22 protein-coding genes are annotated in these 24144 nt (G+C 40.9%); 10 read left to right on the top strand and 12 right to left on the bottom strand.

Annotated features, from left to right (window positions below; genetic code table 11):
• Positions 1-23 precede the first annotated feature (23 nt).
• Complete coding sequence (locus R8P61_21620; protein ID MDW3649684.1) at positions 24-446, top strand: response regulator; 423 nt, start codon at positions 24-26, stop codon at positions 444-446.
• Between the two features lie 217 nt (positions 447-663).
• Positions 664-1089 carry a response regulator gene (locus tag R8P61_21615; protein MDW3649683.1) on the top strand — a complete coding sequence of 142 codons (426 nt, stop codon included), beginning with the start codon at positions 664-666 and terminating at the stop codon, positions 1087-1089.
• Here the strand turns inward: R8P61_21615 and R8P61_21610 are convergent.
• Positions 1086-2744: an endonuclease gene (locus tag R8P61_21610; protein MDW3649682.1), complete on the bottom strand. Its 1659-nt coding sequence runs from the start codon at positions 2742-2744 to the stop codon at positions 1086-1088. The two genes, R8P61_21615 and R8P61_21610, sit on opposite strands and share 4 nt — an antisense overlap.
• 116 nt (positions 2745-2860) lie before the next feature.
• Between R8P61_21610 and R8P61_21605 the strand changes: the two genes are divergently transcribed.
• Entirely contained in the window at positions 2861-4423 is a 1563-nt protein-coding gene (locus R8P61_21605) for a mechanosensitive ion channel family protein (GenBank protein ID MDW3649681.1), read from the top strand.
• A 1-nt stretch (position 4424) separates the two neighbouring features.
• On the top strand, positions 4425-5090 hold the full coding sequence (gene mnmD / locus R8P61_21600) for a tRNA (5-methylaminomethyl-2-thiouridine)(34)-methyltransferase MnmD (GenBank protein MDW3649680.1): 666 nt from the start codon (positions 4425-4427) through the stop codon (positions 5088-5090).
• On the opposite strand, the gene R8P61_21595 is transcribed toward mnmD, so the two are convergent.
• The 3 genes from R8P61_21595 to R8P61_21585 form a co-directional block, all read right to left on the bottom strand.
• Complete coding sequence (locus R8P61_21595; protein MDW3649679.1) at positions 5091-5777, bottom strand: hypothetical protein; 687 nt, start codon at positions 5775-5777, stop codon at positions 5091-5093.
• 181 nt (positions 5778-5958) lie between these two features.
• Entirely contained in the window at positions 5959-6582 is a 624-nt protein-coding gene (locus tag R8P61_21590) for a DUF1684 domain-containing protein (GenBank protein MDW3649678.1), read from the bottom strand.
• Positions 6583-6604: 22 nt separating this feature from the next.
• Positions 6605-6889 carry a hypothetical protein gene (locus tag R8P61_21585; GenBank protein MDW3649677.1) on the bottom strand — a complete coding sequence of 95 codons (285 nt, stop codon included), beginning with the start codon at positions 6887-6889 and terminating at the stop codon, positions 6605-6607.
• 121 nt (positions 6890-7010) lie between these two features.
• Here R8P61_21585 and R8P61_21580 point away from each other — a divergent pair, with 121 nt between their 5' ends.
• Positions 7011-7298, top strand: a complete 288-nt coding sequence (locus tag R8P61_21580; protein MDW3649676.1) for a hypothetical protein — start codon at positions 7011-7013, stop codon at positions 7296-7298.
• Here the strand turns inward: R8P61_21580 and R8P61_21575 are convergent, their stop codons facing one another.
• Complete coding sequence (locus R8P61_21575) at positions 7299-8111, bottom strand: MOSC domain-containing protein (protein MDW3649675.1); 813 nt, start codon at positions 8109-8111, stop codon at positions 7299-7301.
• Positions 8112-8563: 452 nt separating this feature from the next.
• On the opposite strand from R8P61_21575, the gene R8P61_21570 reads away from it, so the two are divergent.
• Positions 8564-10066 (top strand): MBOAT family O-acyltransferase, encoded by a 1503-nt coding sequence (locus R8P61_21570; GenBank protein MDW3649674.1) that lies wholly within the window; start codon positions 8564-8566, stop codon positions 10064-10066.
• Position 10067: 1 nt separating this feature from the next.
• A complete protein-coding gene (locus tag R8P61_21565) occupies positions 10068-11042 on the top strand; it encodes a hypothetical protein (protein ID MDW3649673.1) in 975 nt (324 codons plus the stop codon).
• Here R8P61_21565 and R8P61_21560 read toward each other — a convergent pair whose 3' ends face one another.
• Positions 11043-11996, bottom strand: a complete 954-nt coding sequence (locus R8P61_21560; GenBank protein MDW3649672.1) for a glycosyltransferase family 2 protein — start codon at positions 11994-11996, stop codon at positions 11043-11045.
• Between the two features lie 189 nt (positions 11997-12185).
• Between R8P61_21560 and R8P61_21555 the strand changes: the two genes are divergently transcribed.
• Positions 12186-12974, top strand: a complete 789-nt coding sequence (locus R8P61_21555; GenBank protein MDW3649671.1) for a dTDP-glucose pyrophosphorylase — start codon at positions 12186-12188, stop codon at positions 12972-12974.
• On the opposite strand, the gene R8P61_21550 is transcribed toward R8P61_21555, so the two are convergent.
• The 6 genes from R8P61_21550 to R8P61_21525 form a co-directional block, all read right to left on the bottom strand.
• Positions 12971-14131 carry an SGNH/GDSL hydrolase family protein gene (locus tag R8P61_21550; GenBank protein MDW3649670.1) on the bottom strand — a complete coding sequence of 387 codons (1161 nt, stop codon included), beginning with the start codon at positions 14129-14131 and terminating at the stop codon, positions 12971-12973. The two genes, R8P61_21555 and R8P61_21550, sit on opposite strands and share 4 nt — an antisense overlap.
• 353 nt (positions 14132-14484) lie before the next feature.
• Positions 14485-15795 (bottom strand): Gfo/Idh/MocA family oxidoreductase, encoded by a 1311-nt coding sequence (locus R8P61_21545; GenBank protein ID MDW3649669.1) that lies wholly within the window; start codon positions 15793-15795, stop codon positions 14485-14487.
• 3 nt (positions 15796-15798) lie between these two features.
• On the bottom strand, positions 15799-16344 hold the full coding sequence (rfbC, locus tag R8P61_21540) for a dTDP-4-dehydrorhamnose 3,5-epimerase (GenBank protein ID MDW3649668.1): 546 nt from the start codon (positions 16342-16344) through the stop codon (positions 15799-15801).
• Between the two features lie 46 nt (positions 16345-16390).
• Positions 16391-17173: a glucose-1-phosphate cytidylyltransferase gene (gene rfbF, locus R8P61_21535; GenBank protein MDW3649667.1), complete on the bottom strand. Its 783-nt coding sequence runs from the start codon at positions 17171-17173 to the stop codon at positions 16391-16393.
• Between the two features lie 324 nt (positions 17174-17497).
• A complete protein-coding gene (locus tag R8P61_21530) occupies positions 17498-18196 on the bottom strand; it encodes a CatB-related O-acetyltransferase (protein MDW3649666.1) in 699 nt (232 codons plus the stop codon).
• 195 nt (positions 18197-18391) lie between these two features.
• Entirely contained in the window at positions 18392-20818 is a 2427-nt protein-coding gene (locus R8P61_21525) for a polysaccharide biosynthesis tyrosine autokinase (protein MDW3649665.1), read from the bottom strand.
• A 1099-nt stretch (positions 20819-21917) separates the two neighbouring features.
• Here R8P61_21525 and R8P61_21520 point away from each other — a divergent pair.
• Positions 21918-23330 (top strand): undecaprenyl-phosphate glucose phosphotransferase, encoded by a 1413-nt coding sequence (locus R8P61_21520; protein MDW3649664.1) that lies wholly within the window; start codon positions 21918-21920, stop codon positions 23328-23330.
• A 20-nt stretch (positions 23331-23350) separates the two neighbouring features.
• Positions 23351-24133, top strand: a complete 783-nt coding sequence (locus tag R8P61_21515; protein MDW3649663.1) for a WecB/TagA/CpsF family glycosyltransferase — start codon at positions 23351-23353, stop codon at positions 24131-24133.
• The last annotated feature ends 11 nt before the right edge of the window (positions 24134-24144 follow it).

The raw sequence follows: 24144 nt of genomic DNA, 5'->3' as shown, positions 1-24144 counted from the left end.
GAATAGCTCTGAAAACCTTAGTTATGAGTACAATCCCTAAAATACTTCTGGTAGAAGATGATGAATTGGATGCAGAAATGACCCAGAAAACCCTGAAAGAAATTCCTCTTTTAAATGAAATCATCTGGCTGGAAAATGGAGAAGAATTTATCGATTACCTGGATGAAAACGGTTCCGGAAATATATGCCTGGTTATTCTCGATCTCAAAATGCCCGTAATGTCTGGTTTGGAGGCATTGGAAGAGATTAGAGGAAAGGATAAAGCCTATGGTAACTTCCCGATTGTCATCCTGACCTCCTCTCAGGAAAATCCTGAAATTAACCGATGCTATGAATTGGGGGTAAATGCTTTTGTTACCAAACCTGTACAACAGGAAGAATTCTCCAAGGCTGTTAAGATTCTTGGACTATTCTGGGGCCTTTTCAATATTCTTCCTAAAACTTAAATGGCTGATTATGGCTATTTAGGTATGTAAGAACAACTACTCAGTAGATGGAATTTATGCCTTATATTGCCTGCTTTCAGCGATTCAGCTGAATAACTTGTATTCAGAGCTTTCACGCTTGCTGTAATAAATCAAGGATAAAAAACAAGGAGCGCTTATTTTGCTTTCTTATTTTACATAAGTATCACAAGCATACTCAAATAACCTAAGGATAGATATGAGTTTTCAGAAGCCAGAATGCTCCCCATCTTGCTTTGTTCTCATTGACGATAACCTGGGAGACTTACATTTAATGGAAGTGGCGCTAAAGCAGCTATTTAAGGATTCAAAGGTTCTTGCCTTTGAGTCTGGAGAAGCTTTTCACGAATACTGGGAATCTGCTAACACAGGATCTCCACCTATAAAGAGCTTTTTTATAGACTACAATATGTCTGGGATGTCAGGCAAAGATGTATTGAACTACCTGAAATCCCAAACAGAAATCCTTTGCCCTATATACATTTTCTCTGGAGCCCTTTTAGCATCCATGAAAGAAGATATGCTGGCTTTGGGAGCTACAGATTTTTTAGAGAAACCGCTTGATTTCGATTCACTTGTCTCACTGTTAGCAGATTTGTTTGACCCCAAGATTTCAATAGCCTAAAAGATCTGGATTTTTCTAACTCCAGTATGACTATCTGTTTTAAACCTTAGCAGATAGTAACCTGCAGGCAAGCCTTCCAGAGACAGAATGCTTTGCATACCTATCCTGAGAGATCTTTCTGCTTTTACTTCCTTTCCTTTTAGAGAGTACAGGCCTACATATATAATTTCTTCCTGCCCTTCTTTAAAGTTGATGGTCAGCTGCTTTGAGGCAGGATTAGGATAAACTTCAAGTTTATAATTAGCTTCAAACTCCTCTTGTATACTATTTGCCCCAACACTAATAGCGTTTATAGGAATGCTGATTTGCTCCTGGCCGCTTACATTGGTCTCAAAATTCAGACTGGATTGTAAATTACTATTCGCAGGAGCGCGGAGTCGAATTTTCAAGCTATGCGATTCTCCCGGAGCAAGGCTTAGATTTGCTCCGCTATTGTCTAGAAATTCCAGGTAGCTATCTGCCAGACTAAGATTACTTAGCTGGAGGTCCTGGTTTCCGTCATTTACAATCACATATTGATATACCTCATTGTTTTGGGCAAATACAGTATCATAATCAATGAGATTTTCAGAGAGAAAGATGCTTAGCTCATTGGGAGCCGTTGAATTGCTGCGAATGGAGCTGATTCTTTCAAGAAGTTGGGGATAGTCGATAAAGGGATTACGATTTCCTTGAACTCCGAAGATGTCCTCATTTCTTTTTCGGTCGATATCATCCGGGGGGAAATCCTTGTGCCATTGCCTCAGTACATTTTCTTCTGAGGTTGTCATATGGCTTTGATAGTTCTGGTAGCGGACGACAAAATAGAACATAGCTCTTGCATTCCTCCCTTTCTGCTCGTCCCGAGGTTCAAAAACTCCATTTCCTCTTTTTGAACCTCCATTTTGCCAATCTGCACTCGTTACATTTCCGAAGTTGAGATTGCCGCGCGTACTGTTTGCACTGGACCAGGTGGTAGTCAGATGAAAAATATCGGATCGCATTGGGAGATTCTGGCTAAAGCGTCCCTGCGGAAATATATGTTCTGTGTCAAACTGAAAATTGACCTGTGCTTGTGAGCGATTGCTATAGGGACTAGCGACTCTTCCGGTATAAGCTCCTACGGTTTTGTTTTCCGCAGAACCCCTACCATTTTCCTTCCAGTTATCTATCACCATATACATATTATCTCTGGCCTGGTTATAAGAAAGTTGGATATAGCCCTGAGCTAATCGGCTTTTCAAGGCAGACTTCAAGGCTTCTTCCTCTTTATTCCTTGTACTTGAGTAATAGTTTTTAGAGTAAATCCCCTGCCCAGTCAAATCAATGCTGAGACTGCCGCGATCCGAATCTGTCAAAATCAACATCTCAGAATTATGGGCAACATTATGGCGTACCTGGAAATAAACCTTGATTTTCTGGCTATCTCCTTCTGCTATGCTGTATGATTTTGTTGGCGTAGAAAAGGCGGGACTCCCATAGGTATCAAAAAACAGAATATCTATAATCTGGACCGTTCGATTGAGGGGATTTCGGACGACAACTTCCAGGCTATCAAAACTCAGTTCGTTTTTTTGTCCAAAGTCTAATTGGGAAAGATTACTACTTAGGGTTTGTCCCTGAGCAGAAAGTATGCAACAAAGCAGGGAAAAAAGGAGCAACACGCTATTTCTCATATTCATTTTCAGATTTAACGGCACAAGTTAGTGAGTATTTTTAGTAAAGGCGTAATTTTGCGGAAAACGGAGTCTTTTATATCTCTTTTGCTGAAATCGGGAAAACCCAGATAATTATGAACAAAGTTTTAAGCCTCATCTTTTTATTGCTGGCAGTTTATTCAGTTCGACTGGAAGCACAATCTCCTGCAGATAGTTTGGGAGACCAGTCGCTGTACAATCTTAGTAGTCCCTATCAAAGCATCAGCCGACACCTCTATTATCTTCAGGATGATAGTTATGATCCAGAGAAAGCGGCAGCGACTATAGGGGGAGATTTGAGTCTGGAGGAAAGGATTAAATCGGCGATCCAGCTTTTGGAGATCTACAATGCAAAAGGAGATTATATCAACATGGATCTGGTGCCCGATGATGCCGCCTTTGTTGATACCCTCAAGAATTTACCACGCTATTACATTCTACCCAATAAATATCCACAGATCTATTTGGAAAAATACCAGGGAGAATGGTTGTATTCTGTAAATACCATTAGGAACCTTCCTGCTATATATCAGTCTACCATACCCCCTGCCGCTCAAAAGTTTAAATCTCTGGTTCCTGAAATTGGGGAGAAAAGATTTTTGGGATTAAAAATCTGGAAGTGGATCGGAATCCTCATTATTGCGGGCATTTCTGTTCTATTATATATGCTCATGGACAGAGGCTTTAATTGGGCGATTCGAAAAATTATTCCCCGGATTTTCAGCTCAGAAATTTTAAATATGGATCGAGTTCCACCCGCTGCTCATGTATTTGGCTATTTACTGATCAGTATTCTCCTTCGCAATTTCTTCATGCCTATGCTGATCCTGCCCATCGGCCTGAGTAGACCCTTCTACATCATCCTGAGTGTGCTAATCTCGGTTTTTGGGATCTTATTTTTATTCAAGATCATTGACATCCTGGCGGATATATTTGATAGCCTGGCAGATCGCACCTCAACTACTCTGGACAATCAATTGGTGCCGCTGATTTCTCGGATTGCAAAGATGCTGGTAGCTGTATTCGGAATCATTTTTATCCTCGATAATCTTGAGGTGAATGTTACGGCCTTGCTGGCTGGGGTTTCTATAGGGGGACTTGCCCTGGCACTTGCGGCTCAGGATACAGTGAGGAACTTCATAGGATCAATCACGATCTTCATTGATCGACCTTTTACTATAGGTGATTTTATTGAAGTAGGAGGCGTAAGTGGAACTGTCAAAGAAGTAGGGGTTCGTTCGAGTCGTATTATGGCTTCTGATGGGGCACTTATTAGTATGCCAAATGGGGATTTGGCTAATAAAATCATTCTAAACCATAGTTTGCGAGAATATCGACGTTATTCAACCACCATAACTGTTTCCTATTCGACTCTTCCGAGTACCCTGGCAGAATTTGTAGATGGAGTGCGGGAGATCGTAATCAAACATCCCAAGGTACGGGAAGATTCTGTGGGTGTTCAATTTCATGAAATGTCAGCGTCTTCTTTGGATATCTTTTATGCGGCCATATTTGAGGAAACAAACTATACTGCCTGGTTAGCTGCCAGACAGGAAATATTCCTTGATATTATGAAGTTGGCAGAGGAAATGAAGGTAGGATTTGCCTTCCCAAGTACCTCTGTTTATGTAGAAAGTTTACCCGAGCAGAATCAATAGGATGGAAGAAAAAAAAGAAATCAGGCATGTGATCAGTAAGGATGGTTCTTCTACCCTCTATGCCCCTCGTTTTGACGAGCACTATCACTCCATACATGGAGCGATTCAGGAATCCATGCATGTCTTTATCAATGCAGGCCTAAGAGCTCTGGAGAAAGAGGAGCTGCGCCTTCTGGAAATGGGTTTGGGAACCGGACTGAATGCAGTTCTTACAGCTATTCATATGGACGATCGAAAAATCCAGTATACAGGTATTGAGGCTTTTCCTGTGGCGGAGGACTTGCTGACACAGTTGAACTATCCCAAAGAGCTGGGAGGGGATGCCGAGACGATTTTCAAAAAGCTTCATGCCATGCCCTGGAATGAAAAAGGAGAACTGATTCCTGCTTTTGTGCTAGAAAAAATTCAGGGCAAACTGGAAGAATTTGACCCTGAGTCGTCCTACGATCTGGTTTACTTTGATGCTTTTGCTCCTTCTGCCCAATTGGAACTATGGAGCCTGGATATTTTTCAAAAGATGTTTGGACTCATGAATCCCGGAGCTGTCTTAGTTACCTATTGTGCCAAAGGAGATGTACGACGAGCCATGATTGCGGCGGGATTTCGGGTAGAGAAAATACCAGGACCTCCCGGGAAAAGGGAGATGTTGAGAGCCTGGAAGGATTGATTATTTTGCCCAACTCTTTTTTCGGTTGATCTCCCATTCAGATTTAAACGGGATTTTGGGAAAGTCATTTACCAGAAAACCTACGCCCATTGCCTGGACATGTTGTGCCTTTCGGTCAAAAGAAATGGTCCAGGGCATAAGGAAAGTATGGCCTTTAATCAGCCTTTTGCTCAAGAGGATGCTATTGCTTTTATACCCTAGATATCCCAGACCTTTGTATGAATTAAAAGCCAGAGATTCCATTAGGTAGCGCGTCATGGCCAGATGGCATTTATGTTGGGCTTCCCAATCTTCAACTTTTGCAAGCATTTCATAAGAGCATTCACATATCTCTCTGAGAAAACCGGCCTTTCGATACGCTTTCACTTCTTTCAACCACTTATCCAGTTCGGTCTGTATAGGAAGTGATTCCTGTTTGGACAGGACATTTGCATAGGTCGGAGCCGTTTCCGGAGCAGGAAGGTTCTCTATTGGGATCAAATCTTCCTGAAGGATAGGTATTCCCTGTCTATTGAGCTTTCTGGCTGATTTATCGATCCGGCGGGCAAAGGGGATGATAAATTTACCGGCTCTGATAAGGTTTTTGGATAAAGGAAGAGATTTGCCTTTACTCAATTCACCGTATACGGGCATACGGCTGAGGGTTAGGGAAATGGCGTCTGAGACATGGGTTTGAAGGGCTCCCATAGTATCTGTTTAGGCGAATAATAGAAAGGCATAAAATGGCATTTATGCCTAATGGCTTATTATAAAAATATAACAATTATTGAATATTATAAAAATAGCCGCTATTCAAGCCTAGCCTCTTATGAAAAGGGATTGCTTCAATTATTGTAATTGGGAGGAATGCCAATCCTGAATATCTATCCTATTTATAGTCCTTTTCACCCGCAAAAACCGGAATATCTATGTGATTTTCCCGAGGGGGAATGGGGCATGAGGAAGTAGGATTGTAGGCACAGTCTGGACTGTAGGCTGTATTAAAGTCCACCAGAAAGGGTTCCTGGTCATGAGGAAGGTCCATATACCTTCCAGCGCCATAACTCTCTTCTCCGGAAGTTTCATCGGTAAAGGGGATGAAAAGCGAATTTTCAAGTACACCCAGGACTTCAAAAGCGCTGAGTTGATAGTTTTTTCCTTGCAATTCAAAACTTACTTTTCCGGCATTTATCATCAGACGTTCTTCGCCTGTATTGGTCATGAGGCGGAGGGTATCTCTGAAAACTGCAGGGGAGAATTTCCCTTCAGGAGCGAATGATTTATCCACCGGAAAGTACTTCAGCCCGGAGAAATTAGCTCTTTCTTCCTGAGGCACAGGGCTTCTGGGATTGTTCTTAAAATTGAGATTTTTGGCTTCTCTTTGCTTTAAGATGCGGGTTTCATAATTGGAAAGGTTGTTAGAAAACTGATTGAAAAGGATCAGGATTATGAAAATTATGCCAATTACGATAAATATGCGGGTACTGTTTTTCCGACTATTCAGTTTTTCCATGTAATGTAGGGGCTTCTATTAGCTAGGGATTGTAAGGCGGAAGATGTTCCTTAATAATATCTACTTCCTTTTTGAGGGAGTCCAGTTCTTGACGAAGGCTTTTATCTTCAATGCCTTCACAAAAAAGCTCCTGAGGAGTGATCCCGGTGACGCTTAGGATACCTTCCAACAAACGGGTCTCCATTGAGTCACCTCCCAGTTTCTTGGTGATAAATGTACGATGCTTGCCCATTTTTTCTGCAATGGAAGCGTGAGAGATATTTTTTTCCCGGATGAGCCGTTTTAATTTGTGAACAATAGGTTCCATTTTCGTCACTTTGTGTACGATTTAATTGCTTGAAAGAAATTATTTCGTTACCTTTGTGATACACCAGATAAATATACTCAAATTCAATATAAGCCCCTTGAATTTGCAATAGCTGAATATCGTGAAGACAGTTCAAATCTTATACCGAAAAGCACCCGACTTGCCAATTTACTACAGAATAGACTTCAGAAAAGGCTTAATTGAGAGTTTAAAGGACTGGACAGCCAAAAATAAGTCAATAGACGTCTATAATTACTCAGAAGAATTTGCGGAAAATATCTGTGAGATCTATAAACCCATTTCAGCTTCCACCTACGCCACAGTGAGAGCGGGTATTAGAATGATCTCAGAGGTGCCAAGATCATTACGAGATTGCACGGAAGAGCCAGGGCAATATGTAGGTGCATAATTATGCACCTATTGTCCTGATCTCATCTCCTATCTTTATGACTCCATTTCCTTCATGAAGCAGATTCATTCCAAAGAGGACCTTGGCGCCTTGTTTTCTATAGGTGCTGAGCGTTCTTAGGGGTTCTTTGCCCTGTTTGGCCGTTTCCTGTTCTATAGTAGTCAATTGACAACGTGCACAGGGTTTGACTGCTTTGAAGGTGGTTTCCCCGATGCTGATTTTTGACCACTCATCTTCCAAATGTGCACTGCCTCCCTGAAATACAAAATTGGGACGAAAGCGATTCATCGGAACTTCCTCCTCTCCTTTTTCGCTAAGCTTTGCATTTAAATGTGCCAAACTTTCCTCTCCAATAATGAGGTAAGGATATCCATCAGCCGCACTTACGATTTCACCAGCCTGTGCATATTCCGGATCAACGGCTCTTCTACTCTCCTTATGCATATAGACCAAATGGCAAGTTTGTCCCAGGACACCGGAAATCCATGCATCCGTAGCATCACTATGTCTACTTGCCGGAAATCGATCTCCCCATAAGCCTACTTCTATGACATATTGCATGCTGATCTCTAGTGGAAGCTCCAGCGGAGCGATTTTTTTGAAATGATGCCAGATCCGTAGATTTTGACCTTCGATCGCCGTTTTGATCAGGGCCATTTGTGCATTGTCTCTTTGAGTCAGGCAATTTCCTTGTGGATCTACAATCATCCAGCGACGATCATACAATAATCCTCGATCTGATAATTGGGCTTGATCCAGAGAAATTCCCCCGCAAGATTTGATGGGATAGATATTGATTTGGCTGATTTTCATGGAGTTGAAATTAGCAGGAATAATTGAAATTAAGAGGGGCAATTTACAGAGCTTCTGAAAAGAAAAGCAATTTCCTGCTATTCTGTATCAGGGGGGAATGGGCTTCTGAAATTTCGATTTGAGCGCATGGGTATCTGAGACAAAATAATTTTTGAAGTCGGGATTTTTCCTATTTGGGATTTAATTCGGTTTACTGAAACCCCGAGTTAGGCAATTGGGGTATTATGCTTTCAATCATTACATAAATTTACCTTAATTGAACTTCATTGTCGAAATGCACTTAATTCGTTCTTTTTAATTTAAATACAGCACATTTTTCTATTGTACAGCATCAATTTCTCTTTCTGGAGATAATTGCCTTAGGAGAATAAATAAGTTTGAGGTAGAGAGTTTTAAATGTTTACAGGTGAATATTTACCTCAAATCAGCCATTGAATTAATGCGCGCGCAACATGCTATTTAACTCACTAGAGTTTCTCTGGTTTTTCCCTACCGTAATCCTGCTTTATTTCATTATGCGTCCTCAGTATAGGTGGGCGTTATTACTGGCGGCCAGCTATTATTTTTATATGGCCTGGAAGCCAGAGTACATTTTATTAATCGTGATTTCTACCCTGATCGATTATTACTGCGGTAGAAAAATGGGAGAGATCGAGGAGAAGAAAAAACGAAGACCTTATCTATATGCCAGTTTGCTTTCCAATCTGGGCATTCTTTTCTCCTTCAAATACTTTGGATTTTTTAATGATTCCCTGCGGACAGTCGTCGAATCTTTCGGCGCTACCTATCATGGGCCCACTTTTGAGCTCATCCTGCCTATGGGAATTTCCTTTTATACCTTTCAAACCCTCAGCTATTCAGTCGATGTTTACAATGGTAATCTCAAACCGGAAAAGCATTTGGGTATTTTTGCCCTCTTTGTCTCCTTCTTCCCGCAATTGGTAGCAGGACCTATCGAAAGGGCAAGCAATCTTCTCCCTCAATTTCATAAAGTATTCAAGTTCGAATCGGCCAGGGTCAATTCCGGCCTGCGGCAGATGCTTTGGGGGATGTTTAAAAAAGTGGTCGTTGCAGACCGTTTGGCGGTTCTCGTAAATTCCGTTTATAATGATCCTACGGAATTTGGAGGAGTGAGCCTGATGTTGGCTACCTTCTTTTTTGCCTTCCAGATCTATTGTGATTTCTCTGGATACTCAGATATAGCGATTGGGGCAGCCAGAGTTATGGGCTATGACCTCATGACCAATTTCCGAACGCCCTACTTCTCCAAAAGCATTTCAGAGTTTTGGAAACGCTGGCATATTTCTCTTTCCACCTGGTTCAGGGATTATGTATACATTCCTATGGGAGGAAATCGGGTAGTAAAATGGAGATGGTATTACAACCTCATCATAACCTTCCTCGTAAGTGGGCTCTGGCATGGAGCCAACTGGACCTTTGTTATATGGGGAGGTTTGCATGGAGCCTATTTGGTTGCTTCCATTTTGCTGGCACCTTTGAGAGCGAGAGGCAACAAGCTTCTGGGGCTAAAGGACGGAAGTCTGATGATGAAGACGGTAGATGTATTGATGATTTTCAGTCTGGTATGTCTGGGGTGGATATTCTTTAGAGCAAACACCGTTCAGGATGCCTTCTATATCTGTACCCATTTGTTTAGCGGTATAGGGCCGGAATTAGTAGCCTTTTGGGATACTGTGAAATTGATGCAAATTTCTCTTTACCTCGAATCCGCAAGCGGTGCAAGTTTAGGCATGACCATTTGGGATTTATTTCTGGCATTTTCAGGCATCGGCTTTATCTGTGTGGTTGAATACATCATGTCAAAAGTAGAAGTGATGCGTCGATTTAACAAGCTACCCGTATGGCTCAAGTGGAGCGTATATTGGGTACTTATTTATAGCATAATATTCTTTAGATCATTTAGTAGCAGCGAATTCATTTATTTTCAGTTTTAGCATGGAGACCTACCTTAAAAAGTTTGGATTATTTGCCTTGATGGGAACTATTCCTCTGCTAGGATTATATCTGTTATTAAATAAGACAGATATAAAGCCTTTATTGACAGATAGCGTGAGTTTTGATTATAAGGCGGACCTGATCGCCGAAGCAAATCTGGAGAAAGTTGATGTGCTTTGTGTAGGTTCTTCTATAGCCCTTAACAATATCGGGTCGAAAGCGATGCAGGAGTATTTGGGGAAAGATTATACCTATTACAACTTCTCATCCTGGGGATTGACGATGCAAGACCTGAATATCATGCTACCCGTGCTATTGGAGAAATATCAACCTAAGGTAGTACTGATAGCTTCTGGTCCTATGGATTTTGAGAAGCAAAAAGTAGGCATGTGTACAACAGAGGAATTTTCCTGGTATATCAATAATCAGCGGAAGCCTTATTTTTATTTTAAAAATTCCGACCTCTACAGCCTGCTTCAAAGAAAAAGAACCCGAAATAAGTATACGAAATTTGCCAGACCGGAAATGAGAATACACCTTTTGATGGATGAGTGGGGAGGATCAAATCTGGTAACCAAAAAAGAAAATTTCCAGTGGTTCCGCTATGATGAAAACCTCATCAAAGTTACGGAGGACTACCAATATGAGGAGCTCAAAAAGCTCTGCGAATTCAGCAAATCACAATCAACTCCATTGGTTTTTGTTGCTTCTCCTATGAAGAAGAAACCAAATTGTGAGGATGAAGCCTGCAAGCAATTTATTCGGGAGCATACCCAGCGGACGCGTGAAATAATTGAAAGTAGTGGACAGACCTTTGTAGATATGCATAGCAAACATAGCTATGCGGATTCACTCTTTTGTGATGAATCACATTTGGTCTATGGAGGGCCGGATAGCCTGAGTAATGATATTGTGAAGGAAGTTTCTTTGAGATCTATGCTGGAAGCCAATCCCAATGCTACAGCGGGCAAGTAATTAGACCTGCTTTACAACTTTTTGCAAATCTTCTATTCTCTTTTCATTTGGGGTTTTGATGCCTATTGCGCGTAGGAACTTTCCCCCAATGATATAGGGATATCTGTTTATATAGAAATTTTTCAACACCCCCAGAAAAGCCTGATAGGCAAGCAAAGATCTTTTGGATTTGCTGAGTGTCTGATATACGGGATACTTGTGTTTGATCACCTCCAATACATCCAGGGCAATTTTGATGAAGGGTGCATATCCCCACCACTCATTTACTCCCATGATCTGGGCATAACGCTTATAACTGGCCGAATTTCCGCCTAAAACTTTATTATAGCTGATAAAATTCAATTGTTTGATTTTACCCTGAAAAGCCATAGCTGCGACGAAATGCCAGTCAGGACCAATGCCGTTTTCCTGCTCAATCTTTTTGGCCAAATCAGTTCTACATAAGCCATACACCATAGCGCCATCGATGACTTTTCCGTAATAGTTGGTGCTTCTCGATGCAGGTACTTTGTCCTCCTGGCTCAGGCCACTTTCTACGCGAACACATTTTCCTTCCTGCCAGTACAAAATTTCCCCACTTACCAAAGAATACGCTGGATTCGCTTCCAGAAAATCTACATAGGTTTTTAGGGTGCCTGGTTCTATCCAGTCGTCATCCCCCAACCACATGAAGTATTTCCCTTCTGAAGCATGCAAAGCATAATTCCAGTTAGGAATCAGTCCCAGATTTTCTTCATGCCGGATGTATTTGACCCTTGGGTCCCTTTCAGCCAGTTCACGACAAAATTCAGGCGTGTCATCTGTCGAACCATTATCAGAAATGATAAGTTCAATATTATGATAATCTTGATTTAGAACAGAGTTGATGGAGGTCGGAAGATCATGCCTCCGATTCATCGTAGGGATTGCTATTGAAACCAGCGCCTTTGCGTGCGTCTGGAGGTCCGTATTCATTCCTGTCGCGCTTTCTTTAACTGTTTGCCTTGCAAGAATGTTGCTGCAAAATACCTGCCAATATTATGATATCTCGTCTTAAATTTAAACTTGCGTGAATAGCTGCAATTAAATGAAATTTATTGTTCAATTAGCATGAAAATTGATTCTTAAATCAAAAAAAAGTTACACAATCTGAATAGCGGACCTATGAGTAAAGAATTAGAGATAATTGGATTGATCCCTGCATCCGGAAAGGCAAGTCGAATTCAACCCATACCCTGTAGCAAAGAAGTAATGCCCATTGCATTTCAACAAATGGCTAATGGGCAGGAAGCTCCCAGAGTGATTTCTCAAAATACTGTTGATGCCTATATAGAAGCTGGAGCCTCCCGAATTTTCTTTATCATTCGTAAAGGCAAATGGGACATTCCCAATTACTATGGCGATGGTTCCGAATTTGGGACTCAGATGGCCTATTTGATCATGAATCGCCCATTCGGAATTCCCTATACCCTGGATCAGGCCCATTCCTATGTTCAGGATGCCATTTGTCTATTAGGTTTTCCGGATATGCTGGTAGATCCTGCGGACGCTTATAAGCATTTGGTGGATAAGCTTAAGGAAGTAGATGCTGATGTAGTCCTGGGATTGTTTCCAATACATGATGAAGTTCAGAAGACGAAGAGTGATATGGTAGGAATCGATGCAAATGGAGATGTTTTGGATATTCAGGTAAAGCCACGGGAAACGAATTTGCACTATTCATGGGGGATGGCCGCCTGGAAACCCGATTTTTCCAACTTCATGCATGAATATCTGAAAGAAGATGAAAAGAAATTCCTGACAAATCCCGATGCTCCGGAGACCTATCCAGGGCATGTAATCCTGGAAGCTGCAAAGGCCGGAATGAAGGTTTCCAGCGTTTGCTTTGACGAAGGCTCCTTTGTGGATTTGGGAACTCCTGTCAAGTTGAAAAATATGTTTAGCTCTACTTAGTCGATCTGAATTCTTTGACTTTGTATGATCCCTCTGCTGGATAGGATACTGATCTGGTAGATTCCCTGACTTAAGGAAAGGGGAATGAGCTGTTTGCCAGCCCGGGGATCAAGCTTTGTTTCAAAGGCCTTTTGCCCCATGATATTGAAAATTTCCAGTCGAAGCCTTCCAGACCAGTTTTGAAGAAGTTCTAGCTGGAGTTCTTGAGGAGTGCTTAAGTAGCTACGGATGAAAGCGGATGCCATCCTGACTTCAAGGCTTTTGCTGTATTCATAACTTCCATCTATATCGATCATTTTTAGTCGAAAGAGGTAGCGTTTTGCTTCCAGATCATCCGTACGAAAACGATAGTTCCGGATAATATTGCTATGTCCTGCTGCCGCTAACTGAGCTATCGACTCAAACTCTTCCTGATCATCAGCTCTCATCTCTACCTCAAAAGCTTTACTATTCAATTCAGTAGCAGTCGACCAGGCAAGTTCTACCTTCCTCTGATCTATTTTCGCAGAAAAGGATTGCAAGCTAATGGGAAGGGCTGAGGTGATGGCATTATACCATGTCTGAGCCATGATTTGTTCTCCCGTCGTATTGGGATGTGCGCGGTCATAAAGATGTATGGAAGGATCAATGACCGCATTCATATCCACAACCGTAACTGGACTATTGGCGGTATTTTTGGAACTGGCGAGCCCGGGTATGAGTGCATTGATGGCATCTATGCGCGTATTCCAATCTGAACGGGTGGAATAGATGATCTTGGCCAGGTATACTTCTACATTGGGATTATCAGCGCGTAGATCATCGATAATACTTCCAAGCTCGGATATGGTTGAATTGGCCGTTTGATTGGCAATAGCATCATTGGTTCCCAAATGGATCAAAGCGATATCTGGCGTATATCCGCTCAGCCAGCTTGATAAACTACCCTGGCCAGGTTTTCCATTGAGAATTTCATCAGCTCGCCATCCCCAGTGCCCCTCATGATCCCAGTCGAAGTCATTGTTGGGAGGGTTTACATTGTTAAAGGACTTGGTCATGGAACCCACAAAGTCAACGCTGGTTCCTGCATTTTGGAAAAGGAGCCAAAGGGGCCTTCGGTAACTATTGTATTGATTACTGCCTCCATTATTTTCTGCCTGTGTGATGGAGTTACCCAAAGGCAAAATTTTGCTTTGACAATAAGAGGCCAGAGGAAAAAAACTAAGGACAATTAAGGGAAGAAAGATTTTTCTGATAAATTCCATATAAGCCAGACGTTTTACAGCTTGTTAGCTACATGATTGAAATTCAAAAGCCTGCTCCTCTGCAAATGCCGCAGAAGATGCTTAGTAATAGCGCTTGTTTTACATGGATTCAGGAGTGAGTTTGGATATATAATTTACCGATTTCTGTTTGTATTTGCCAGCTTGAAATTGGCAGTTCATGCCTCATTATGAGCAGTTTAGTTACGGGCGTAATAAAAAAAAGCCTGTCTGAACTTCAGACAGGCTTTTTTTATTGAGAAGTCAACTTAGGCAGGTTGCCCGGTTTTAAAGAAAACCTGATCCTGTTCTCTGCGAAGCTTAGCGCTCAGGCTATCTTCAGGAAGGATTACATCTGCATAAGTCAATACCTTATCTTTTGGAATGTCGTTCTTAAGAACGGCTCCTTCAGCAATTCCCAGTGGGAGAAGATTTTCAGCTATAGTCGTATCGGCATTTTCACAAAGTCCATAGGTGTGATAATGTCCAATTCCATCAAGGGTCTGACCCGCTTTCAAATCGATCTTGGCCGCAGTTACAACGTCTACATATGGCTTGTCTTTAGGAGCCAGGGTAGCATCATTGAACAAAACAGCTCTGCCTATACTGCTAGGTACCTCAAAATGACAGAGGTGATAGGGAGTGTAAAAGCAATACAAAGGTCCATCACCCAATTTATACAGTTTGAGGTAGTGTTGCATTTTTGGATGTTCGTGGGTGCCGAAGATAAAAATACCTGGAGCGGGAACTGCACCTACTACATAGTCTACGATTCCAGGGCCTTCCAATAATTTTTCGAGCGGATATTCTCCTCCGATCTGTTCTACCGGGGTACCTCTTTCTACTTCCGGACCGAACATCCCTCTCTGGCCAACAAGCATCCCTGTGCCATTTGCTACACTGGCTTGTTCGAAAGAAATTTTACTTCCATCAGCAAAAGAAGTCACCATGCTAGGATTTTGTCCCCACTTCTTTGCGAATCCTTCCTGGGTGGTTGGATTTCTGTATGGGTCATGCAGGCCTTTGATATTTCCGCAAAGTACCGGCTTTACTCCCAATCCCTGTACAAAGCGATATAGATTCATCTGTACCCCAGGCTGATCTCCGTCCGCGATTGTCATCACGACTCCGGCTTTATCGGCATAAGTTTTCAGAATCGGTCCGATGGTCGCATCTACTTCCACATTCATGGAGACGATATGTTTGCCGTTATTGATACACTCCATGGCAAGGAGAGTACCAAATTCTACTGCACCGGTTACGTCTACTACAACATCGACATTGCCTGCTCTACAGAGAAGGAAGGGGTCTTGAGAAATGACGGCTTTCCCGGAATGGATTGCCTCCTCGGCAGCTTTTTGTGAATCGACAGAAACAAAATCTTCGACTCCCGCTTCAGTCCAGGCTTGTTTAGCCTTTTCAATATTGCGATTGCTAATGGCTACCAATTCAATGCCCTTGGTGTACTGAGCGATTTGGAGAGCAACTCCCCGGCCCATAAAACCGGCACCGATCATCGCCACTTTAATAGACTTATTTTCAGAAGCAAGTTTCTCTAGTGCTGTATCTACAATGATCATAGTTTAGATAATAATTAGTTCAGAAGTGTAATCAGGCCAGTTGGCGTCCTTGTCAGATAATACGGTAGGCTCAAGGGGCCACTCAATATTAAAAGCAGGATCATTATATCGTACTCCTCCTTCATAATCGGGAGAATAGAATTGAGATACCTGATAAGTAGCCTCGGTATGATCTTCCAGGGTAATAAATCCGTGAGCAAATCCTTCTGGAAGGAAAAGCATTTTATCATTATCCTGCGTCAACTCCACTCCATACCATTGCTTATAGGAAGGGGAATCTTGTCTCAAGTCAATAATGACATCATAGAGACTTCCCCGGGTACAACGAACAAGTTTACATTCTCCATAAGGGGCCTTTTGAAAATGCATGCCTCTCAAAGTTCCTTTGTATCTACTTCGGGACATATTGGTATTAACCACAGTAGGATTAATTCCGTGTTCTTCAAATTCGCGTTTGCAGAAAACTCTGGCAAACATTCCTCTTTCATCTTTTCTTGCTTCAAGCTCGATTAGAAAGGCACCTTTTAGGGGAGTTTCAGTAAATTTCATTAGCGTATTTTCAATAAATAAAATAATAGAACTTTATAGAGCTAGATTACCATACTTTCCAGGGGGCTTCTCCTTTTAGCCAATACTCTTCCAGGTGATTTTTGTCGCGAAGGGTATCCATGGCTTGCCAGAAACCTTTGTGGCGGAATGCAGATAGCTGCCCACTTTCAGCAAGGTGTTCAAGCGGACCTCTTTCCCAAATAGTGCTATCTCCTTCTATCAGATCAAAAACGCTGGGTTCACAAACAAAAAATCCTCCATTGATCATGGCACCTTCTGTACCATCGCCTTGAGGTTTTTCTCTGAATTGAGGAACCCGATGTTGTCCTTCACCCAGGGTGAATGCACCAAAACGTCCTGGCTGCATTACGGCTGTCAAGGTAGCTTGTGTGCCCTGTTCTTTATGGAAAGCAATCAACTCTTTGATATTAACATTGGAAACTCCATCTCCATAAGTCAGGCAGAAGCTTTCATTATTAACATACTCTTTGACTCGCTTTAGTCGACCTCCAGTCATGGTGTTTTCACCTGTATCCACCAGGGTGACTTTCCAGGGTTCTGCACTTCCCCTGTGTACTTCCATACTGTTATTAGACATGTCAAATGTAACATCCGACATATGGAGGAAGTAATTGGAGAAGTACTCCTTGATTACATAGCCTTTATAGCCACAACAAATAATAAATTCATTTATTCCGTAATGGGAATAGATTTTCATGATATGCCAAAGGATAGGCTTGCCACCTATTTCGACCATGGGCTTTGGTCTGATACCGCTTTCTTCGCTTATCCTTGTTCCGAATCCACCGGCAAAAATTACGACTTTCATGTGCTGATTTTATAAGTAGTGATTGAATGCTTGTATCATGTCCCATAGGGTATAACTCTCTCTTTTGAAAGAGAAAAAGCAAACCGATGAATTCGTTTTAGGACAAAGTGATTGAATTCGGATTGGTTTGTGCAAAGACTCCACGAAAACTTGGTGGTTTACAATAAATACCCCACAAGATTATTGCTATCTTATTGCTAAATCTTAATAAAATATTATTACCCCAGGTCAACCTACCTGGATTAAGTATCATGCATTATGACAAAGGTCTTTGAAACTTTAGGCCAGGTTATACCTAATTGTTATGTGGCGAAAATATAGCCTTTAATTTTTCAAAGCAAAACCTTTTACTCCTAATTGGTTAATAAAACTACCTATAGAGGTGAAATTTTTGCTTTCCTTTTTTAGCTTATCAAAATCCCAGTTCCACCATTGGGCTAAATTGAGCTCTCGGATTTCCTCATGGCTAAATCTAGAACGGATAAATTTGGCTGGTATTCCTCCTACAATGCTGTAGGCTTCAACATCTTTGGTTACGATGGCTCCGGCGGCGATGATAGCACCATTGCCGATAGTTACACCAGGACGAATCAGGGTGTTTGCTCCGATCCAGACATCATGTCCAATTTTTACCGGGCCGTATTCTTCAAATAAGTCTACAGAGGTAAAACTAAATCCTGCTTGTTTGCCGGATGAATAAAAGGCGGGATGAGTAGATACATGTCCTGTGCTGGGATGTTCTCCCTGGTTGACCATTACGTTGGGGCCAATGGAGCAAAATTTCCCTATTTCAACGTCTTTTAAGCGAGAATTGCGGGCTATATAAGAGGCGAATCCCATTTTGACATTCCGCAGGGTCACACCTTCTGCAATAGAATTATATTGGTCAAAAGTACAGCCTTTGATACTACTCAAGTACCCAATATGTAGGTTATTGGATGAGTTTCTCAGTTTGATCGCCACTGTATTAAACCACCAGTGGAGCCAAAGGGAAATTGGGTTTTTTAGAAAAAATTTTAGCATGAAAGGGCCTGCGTTTTTGTCTACCTTTATAAGAACAAACTCAAGGAATTTGTTCTATAAAATTCTCATTAAGGTTAAATGGGAAAAGCACAGGGGATTAAAGCTGCAATATTAAAGAAATTTCAAAAGAAAAACAGCAAGAATCCAAATGCATCCTCACATATTTAGATTCTTGCTGTTGAAAAAGTCACCGTATTACTTCCATATTTTCTCGAGCAAACGGTCTTTTAAGTTTTTTTGAGTTCCATTCTGAGAAGCATACTGGTACCCATTTTTGCTATAGCTATAAGAAGTACCTTGTCCGTAATTGTATTCTTCAACATCTTTTACACCATTTACCAGTATTCCCATGTCACCCAGGGCATTGTCCTGGTAGAGTTGATTGACCAGCTCCAGCGCTTTGATGCTTGTAAGATTATGTCTGACAACATAGACGGTAAAGTCTACCATATCTTTGATGATGTAGTAATCTGATGTATGCCCAATAGGAGGGGTATCAAAAATTACATAATCAAAGCGTTTACGTAGGCTGCTCACCAATCTTGTGAATTTTTTCGAATCCAAAAGGTCCAAAGAATTGTGAAAAGCAGGCCCTGAAGGGAAGATCCATAGATTATCAATGTTCTGAATCTTTGTCAGGATATCGGTGTAGCGATAAGATCCTGTCAGGTATCCGTGAAGACCTACCGAATTATCGTAGGTGAAGTATTCTTTTTGATCTGGTTTTCTCAGGTCAAGGTCAACCAATACGGTTTTCTTTCCACTCAATGCCAGGGTACTGGCAAAGTTTGCCGCACAGAATGATTTTCCTTCATTCGGACTGGAAGATGTAAAGCCAATTACCTTTTTTGGATTTTCCTCATCCTTGGAAAAAAGGTAGTTGAGCTGGATTCTCGCAGAACGGAAACTTTCTGCCAAACGTGTTTGAGACGTATTGGGAGATACCACACGGTTCCATAGGTCTGATTTTACAACCATACCCAGAACCGGAATATCAGTAGATAACTCCAAATCTCTTCTGCTCATCACTTTATTGTTGAGCAAGTCATAGGATACTTTGCCCAGGATTGGGAGAGTAATTCCCAGAATGAATGCGAAGCAGAAAACAATGAGTTTGTTAGGGGAAACAGGTTCGTTACTCACGAGCTCAGCCTCATCTACGATATAAGTCTCTGTATCTTCACTGGAAAGTGCCAATCTGGCTTCAGCTCTCCTTTGAACGAGGTATTTATAATTTTCGTCAGCAAATTCAGAATTCCTTTCAATTTTGTTGAGTTTTTTCTCATTTATTGGAATTCTGGACAATTCAGAATTGGTTTTACCCAATCGACTTACCACCAGATTTCTCTCTTTTCTCAAACTCACCAAGGTGCTATTCACATGATCCGTAATAGTCGCTACGGTGCTATTGATCTGTACATCCAGCTGTTGAATCTGTTGACTGGTCGAAATAGCAGTCAACTCATCAATTGCTTTTTGCCTTTGAAGGTCGGCAAGTGTAAGTAATAGGTTCTGTAAGAAAACATCACCGATCTGCTGAGCAGTCGGAGCCATAGCATCTGTTTTATCTTTTTGGTTATTCAGTACATTTAGAATATCCCGGTAGTTTTGAATCTTCAATGCTAGATTATCGTTCTTCTCTTCCAATTTGAGTTGTTGCTCTTTCAGCAAACTGGAAGTAGCTTCAACATCTATGATATTGCTGTTTGTACGAAAATTTTCCAGGCTTCTTTCGTTCTGCTTCAGGGTATCATTAGCCGCAGCAATGGCCTGATCGATAAAATTCAGGGTTTCCATCGCATGGGCTACCTTTTTCTCTACACGATCCTTGATGTAAGTCTCCATGATGGTGTTGAGGAAGGTTTTTTCCTGATGGATTAAGGAACCTTCAGCAACCAGCTCTACGATACTTGACTTGTCAGAAATGGGTTGGATGTTCACTTTTTCCTGAAACTCTCTGATGAGTTTGAATTTGCTATTTATAACGCAGGAGTATTCACTATCTTCAAAAATCTCCCATTCGGGGTTTTTCTGGAGTTTGAATTTGAAATGTTTGGTTTCTATCCATTCGTCATTTTTTGCCACAGTTTCAAAATCGGGCATTTCCACTTCCCGCAACAATTCATCTTTGTTTAGTAAGTACATGGTCGCTTCACCGCCCTTGATGCTTATGTTGTACGTCCCGTCATCATTGGTTGAAACATTAATTCCATATTCTACGGGTTGAATATGAGTGCTATCCAATATTATGGCGAATGGACTGAATTTGGGATCAATCACCTTTTTGAAATCTGCAGTTTCAAAATAGGAGATGCCAACATTCATTTGATCAATTACCTTTTCTATTAAGGTATTTGATGAAATGATGCTAATCTGATCACTTACACTGGTTCCTGCTTCAAAGATTTCCATCTCTTTCATAAGGACTTCATTCTTTGAATTAGAATCGCCTCCATCAAGGTGTATTTGCGCACGTACCTGATAGACCGGTTGAGTAGCCTTTATAACAAGAATAGCTACTGCAGTACATAGAGCTAATGAAATGAGAAAGATGTACCACTTTTTGATAGCAAACCCTAGGTATTCATTTAAGGGTAAGTGATCTCGGTCATATATGCCCATGTTTTAAAAATTTTTAAGGCGTGAATTGAAACTAGAATAAACTTGAAATGAAGATAAAGTTACTAACTCTATAAAAACAGTTTCTTTTTTGAAGCAGGAGCTGATTATAAATGTATGATATCGGTCAGTATACAATTGCCAATTGTGATAATCAGTGCTTAAACAAACTATTGCTTTTGGTTAGTTAAACGTAGACTAATGAAAAAATGCAGACGCAAAGTTCATTTTTTTTATGGCAAAGGTGGTTGTGAATAAGTAGTCTCGATACCTGAGATTGCTAAGATGTATTTTCATATTTAGGTATAAATTACTGTGTTTAAGGCCATTTATATGGGTAAGAAGATTTGGTATTTATCGTGGACTAACTGCGCTTTCTTAGATTTTAAGGATCAGGCCAAAAGCCAAATTTACCCAAACTCAGGGCTAAAATTAAGAATAAGTGAATAATTATGCATTGTTTTTCCCGATTTATTCACAAAAGTTGTTGAAAAATCACATGAATTTTTCGTTCTTTATATAAACGGTTTATGTAATTTTTTAATTGTATATCGTTATATATACGTATAATACATACATCTACCTGGTTTTTTTGTGCACAACCCAATTTATATGAAATCTAAAATCAAAGAAGGAAAGCCTTTTCCCACAAGATTCTCGGACGCGATTAGATATTTTATTGTCAAAAACTATTCTTTAGTTCCAAAGACTCTGGATCTATTGGATGGACCAAATTTGCCGTTCACGCAATAATAATGTCTAAATAAACTGTAATAAATTATCGGATAGAATTTGTTATCGTAATTTTACGCACATATTAAAATAATAATTGATCATTGACGAGAATTTGTTTTTCTTTGGAAAGTGGGGATAATGAAAGATGATTAATTGTTCAAATGCGCTAGGAAAAGTTCTATCTATCGGGGATCCTACAAATTGTAAGCTTAATCTATAATAGAAATATTTCCCTTTTTGAGGGATTTATTAAAGCGATAACAATAAGAATGTCACAACTTGAATTAAGAAGGGTTTTTCTATTTCATTTGGTGCTTTTTAGGGTGCCATGCAACACATACCCTATCCTAAACCGTCTTAACTAATCATGGAAAAATACACATATAATTACGCATTCTTGATCTTTAAGCTGTTAGTCTTTTTGGGAGAAAGCGTAATTATGTTTTGTGCTGCATGGCTTGCTTTCCAGATTGGTTCGAATTGGAGCGGCACATTTCCAGATTATCAAATTGCATGGGGATTGATATTCCTGTTTGCCTGGTCTAGTATTTCTGCATTGACTGGTCAATATGATACCGAGTCTTTATTTGACCGAAGGCCGATGCTTATCAAGCTGGCCTATACCTTCCTATTTCATACAGTAATCATTTTATTCTGTTTAAGTCTCTTTTCAGAGGAGCTTATTACGAGCGCGGGTGCATTGACAACCTATACCTGCGCTTTGGTGATGATTTTCACCTTCCGCATGCTTCTGAGCTTTGTATACAATTATCGCAGGCTGTTTTTCAAGGACTATAAGGTTGTTATTATTGGTTCAGGAACTACGGCAAATGCCCTCTACAACTTCTTTACCGCCAAAATGACCAAGGTTTACAGACTTTGGGAATCCGTGGATGAGGAGTCGCTGGCGAAAAAATCCAACCAGGAAGAGGTGGCCAAGCAAGTGCGAAAAATCAAAGAATTTTGTACACACAATGAGGTGAAAGAGATTTATTGTACTCTCCCCATTACCTATAAAGGAATCATTGAAGATATATCAGAATTTGCGGACAACAATTATATAAGATTTAAGCTGGCAAATGATTTCAACCTCTTAAATCAAAAAGATATACAAGTCTATTTTTATGATCAGACCCCTATTATAACCTTAAGAAAGGATCCTTTATCCTCCTGGATGAATCGACTCATAAAAAGGGCTTTTGATATTATATTTTCCCTCCTGGTCCTAGTTTTAATTTTTCCTCCTATGCTACTTTTCATAGGATTGGGAATCAAACTGAGCTCTTCAGGTCCCTTGTTTTATTTGCAGAAAAGATCCGGTCGGAACAACCGTACATTCAATTGTATCAAGTTCCGCACGATGGTTAGCAATGCAGATGATCTCTCTGAAAAATATGTTCAGGCGACCAAAGGTGATCCTCGCATTACAAAAATTGGGGCTTTCCTTCGGAAGACAAGTCTGGATGAATTTCCACAATTCATCAATGTATTTCTAGGGCATATGTCCGTAGTTGGGCCTCGTCCACACCCATTGCAGCTAAATGATATGTATGCGAAGAAAATTCAGAACTATTTCTTCAGATACTATATCACGCCTGGGATAACCGGTATGGCTCAGATTCAGGGATACAGAGGCGAAACAACTTCTGATCCGGACAAAATGAAAAAGCGAGTGGAGCTGGATTCCTGGTACATCCAAAACTGGAGCCTTTTCCTTGATGTAAAAATCATACTTAAAACTTTTGCCAGCATTTTTAAAGGAGACGATAACGCATATTAATCCTGGACGCTGCCATCATTATGAAATTAGATAAAAAGAAACTATTTGCCGTAAACTATTCCATTGCTGATTATGATTCCGCCTCGGATGCTATCATTGAGCATGCCAAAAATCGGATCAGTTATGGAGTAAGTGCACTTGCTGTTCATGGATTAATGGAGTCGGTCCGAGATAATTCGCTGGCAAACATGGTGAATGAGATCGATTTGGTTGTACCGGATGGGCAACCTGTTCGCTGGGCGCTCAATAGTTTTTATAAGGTCGGATTGAAAGACCGTGTTTACGGGCCCACTCTGACCCTCCATGTGTTGGAAAAAGCCAATCGTGAGGCATTAAATGTTTACCTCTACGGAAGTACTGAATCTACCCTGGATAAGTTTGAGGCTTTCATACGGAAAGAATATCCCAACGTAAGTATCTGTGGCATACATATAGATAGGTTTAGGGATGCAACAGCTGAAGAAGACCTGGAAGATATTGAGAAAATCAATGCCTCTGGTGCTCATATTGTACTGGTAGGGAGAGGTTGCCCTCGACAGGAAAAATGGGTGGCTTCACATCTGGGGAAAGTTGACGCAGCTATGATGGCCGTTGGAGCCGCCTTTGATTTTCATGCAGGGACAGTAAAACAAGCTCCGGCATGGATGCAAAACAATGGGCTGGAGTGGTTGTTTCGATTGATACAGGAACCCAATCGATTGTGGAAACGATATTTTTCCACGAACTCTCAATTCATTTTTCTCTTTTTTAAGCAAAAGATCAGAGCTGCTTTCATGGGCAAGCGTTTTGAAATGTCTAGATAAATCAACATAAA

It is taken from the genome of Bacteroidia bacterium (genome assembly GCA_033391075.1).
Classification (GTDB): Bacteria; Bacteroidota; Bacteroidia; order J057; family J057; genus JAWPMV01.
Note: the sequence above shows the minus strand (reverse complement) of the source record. Positions and strands in the feature narration are given on the sequence as shown.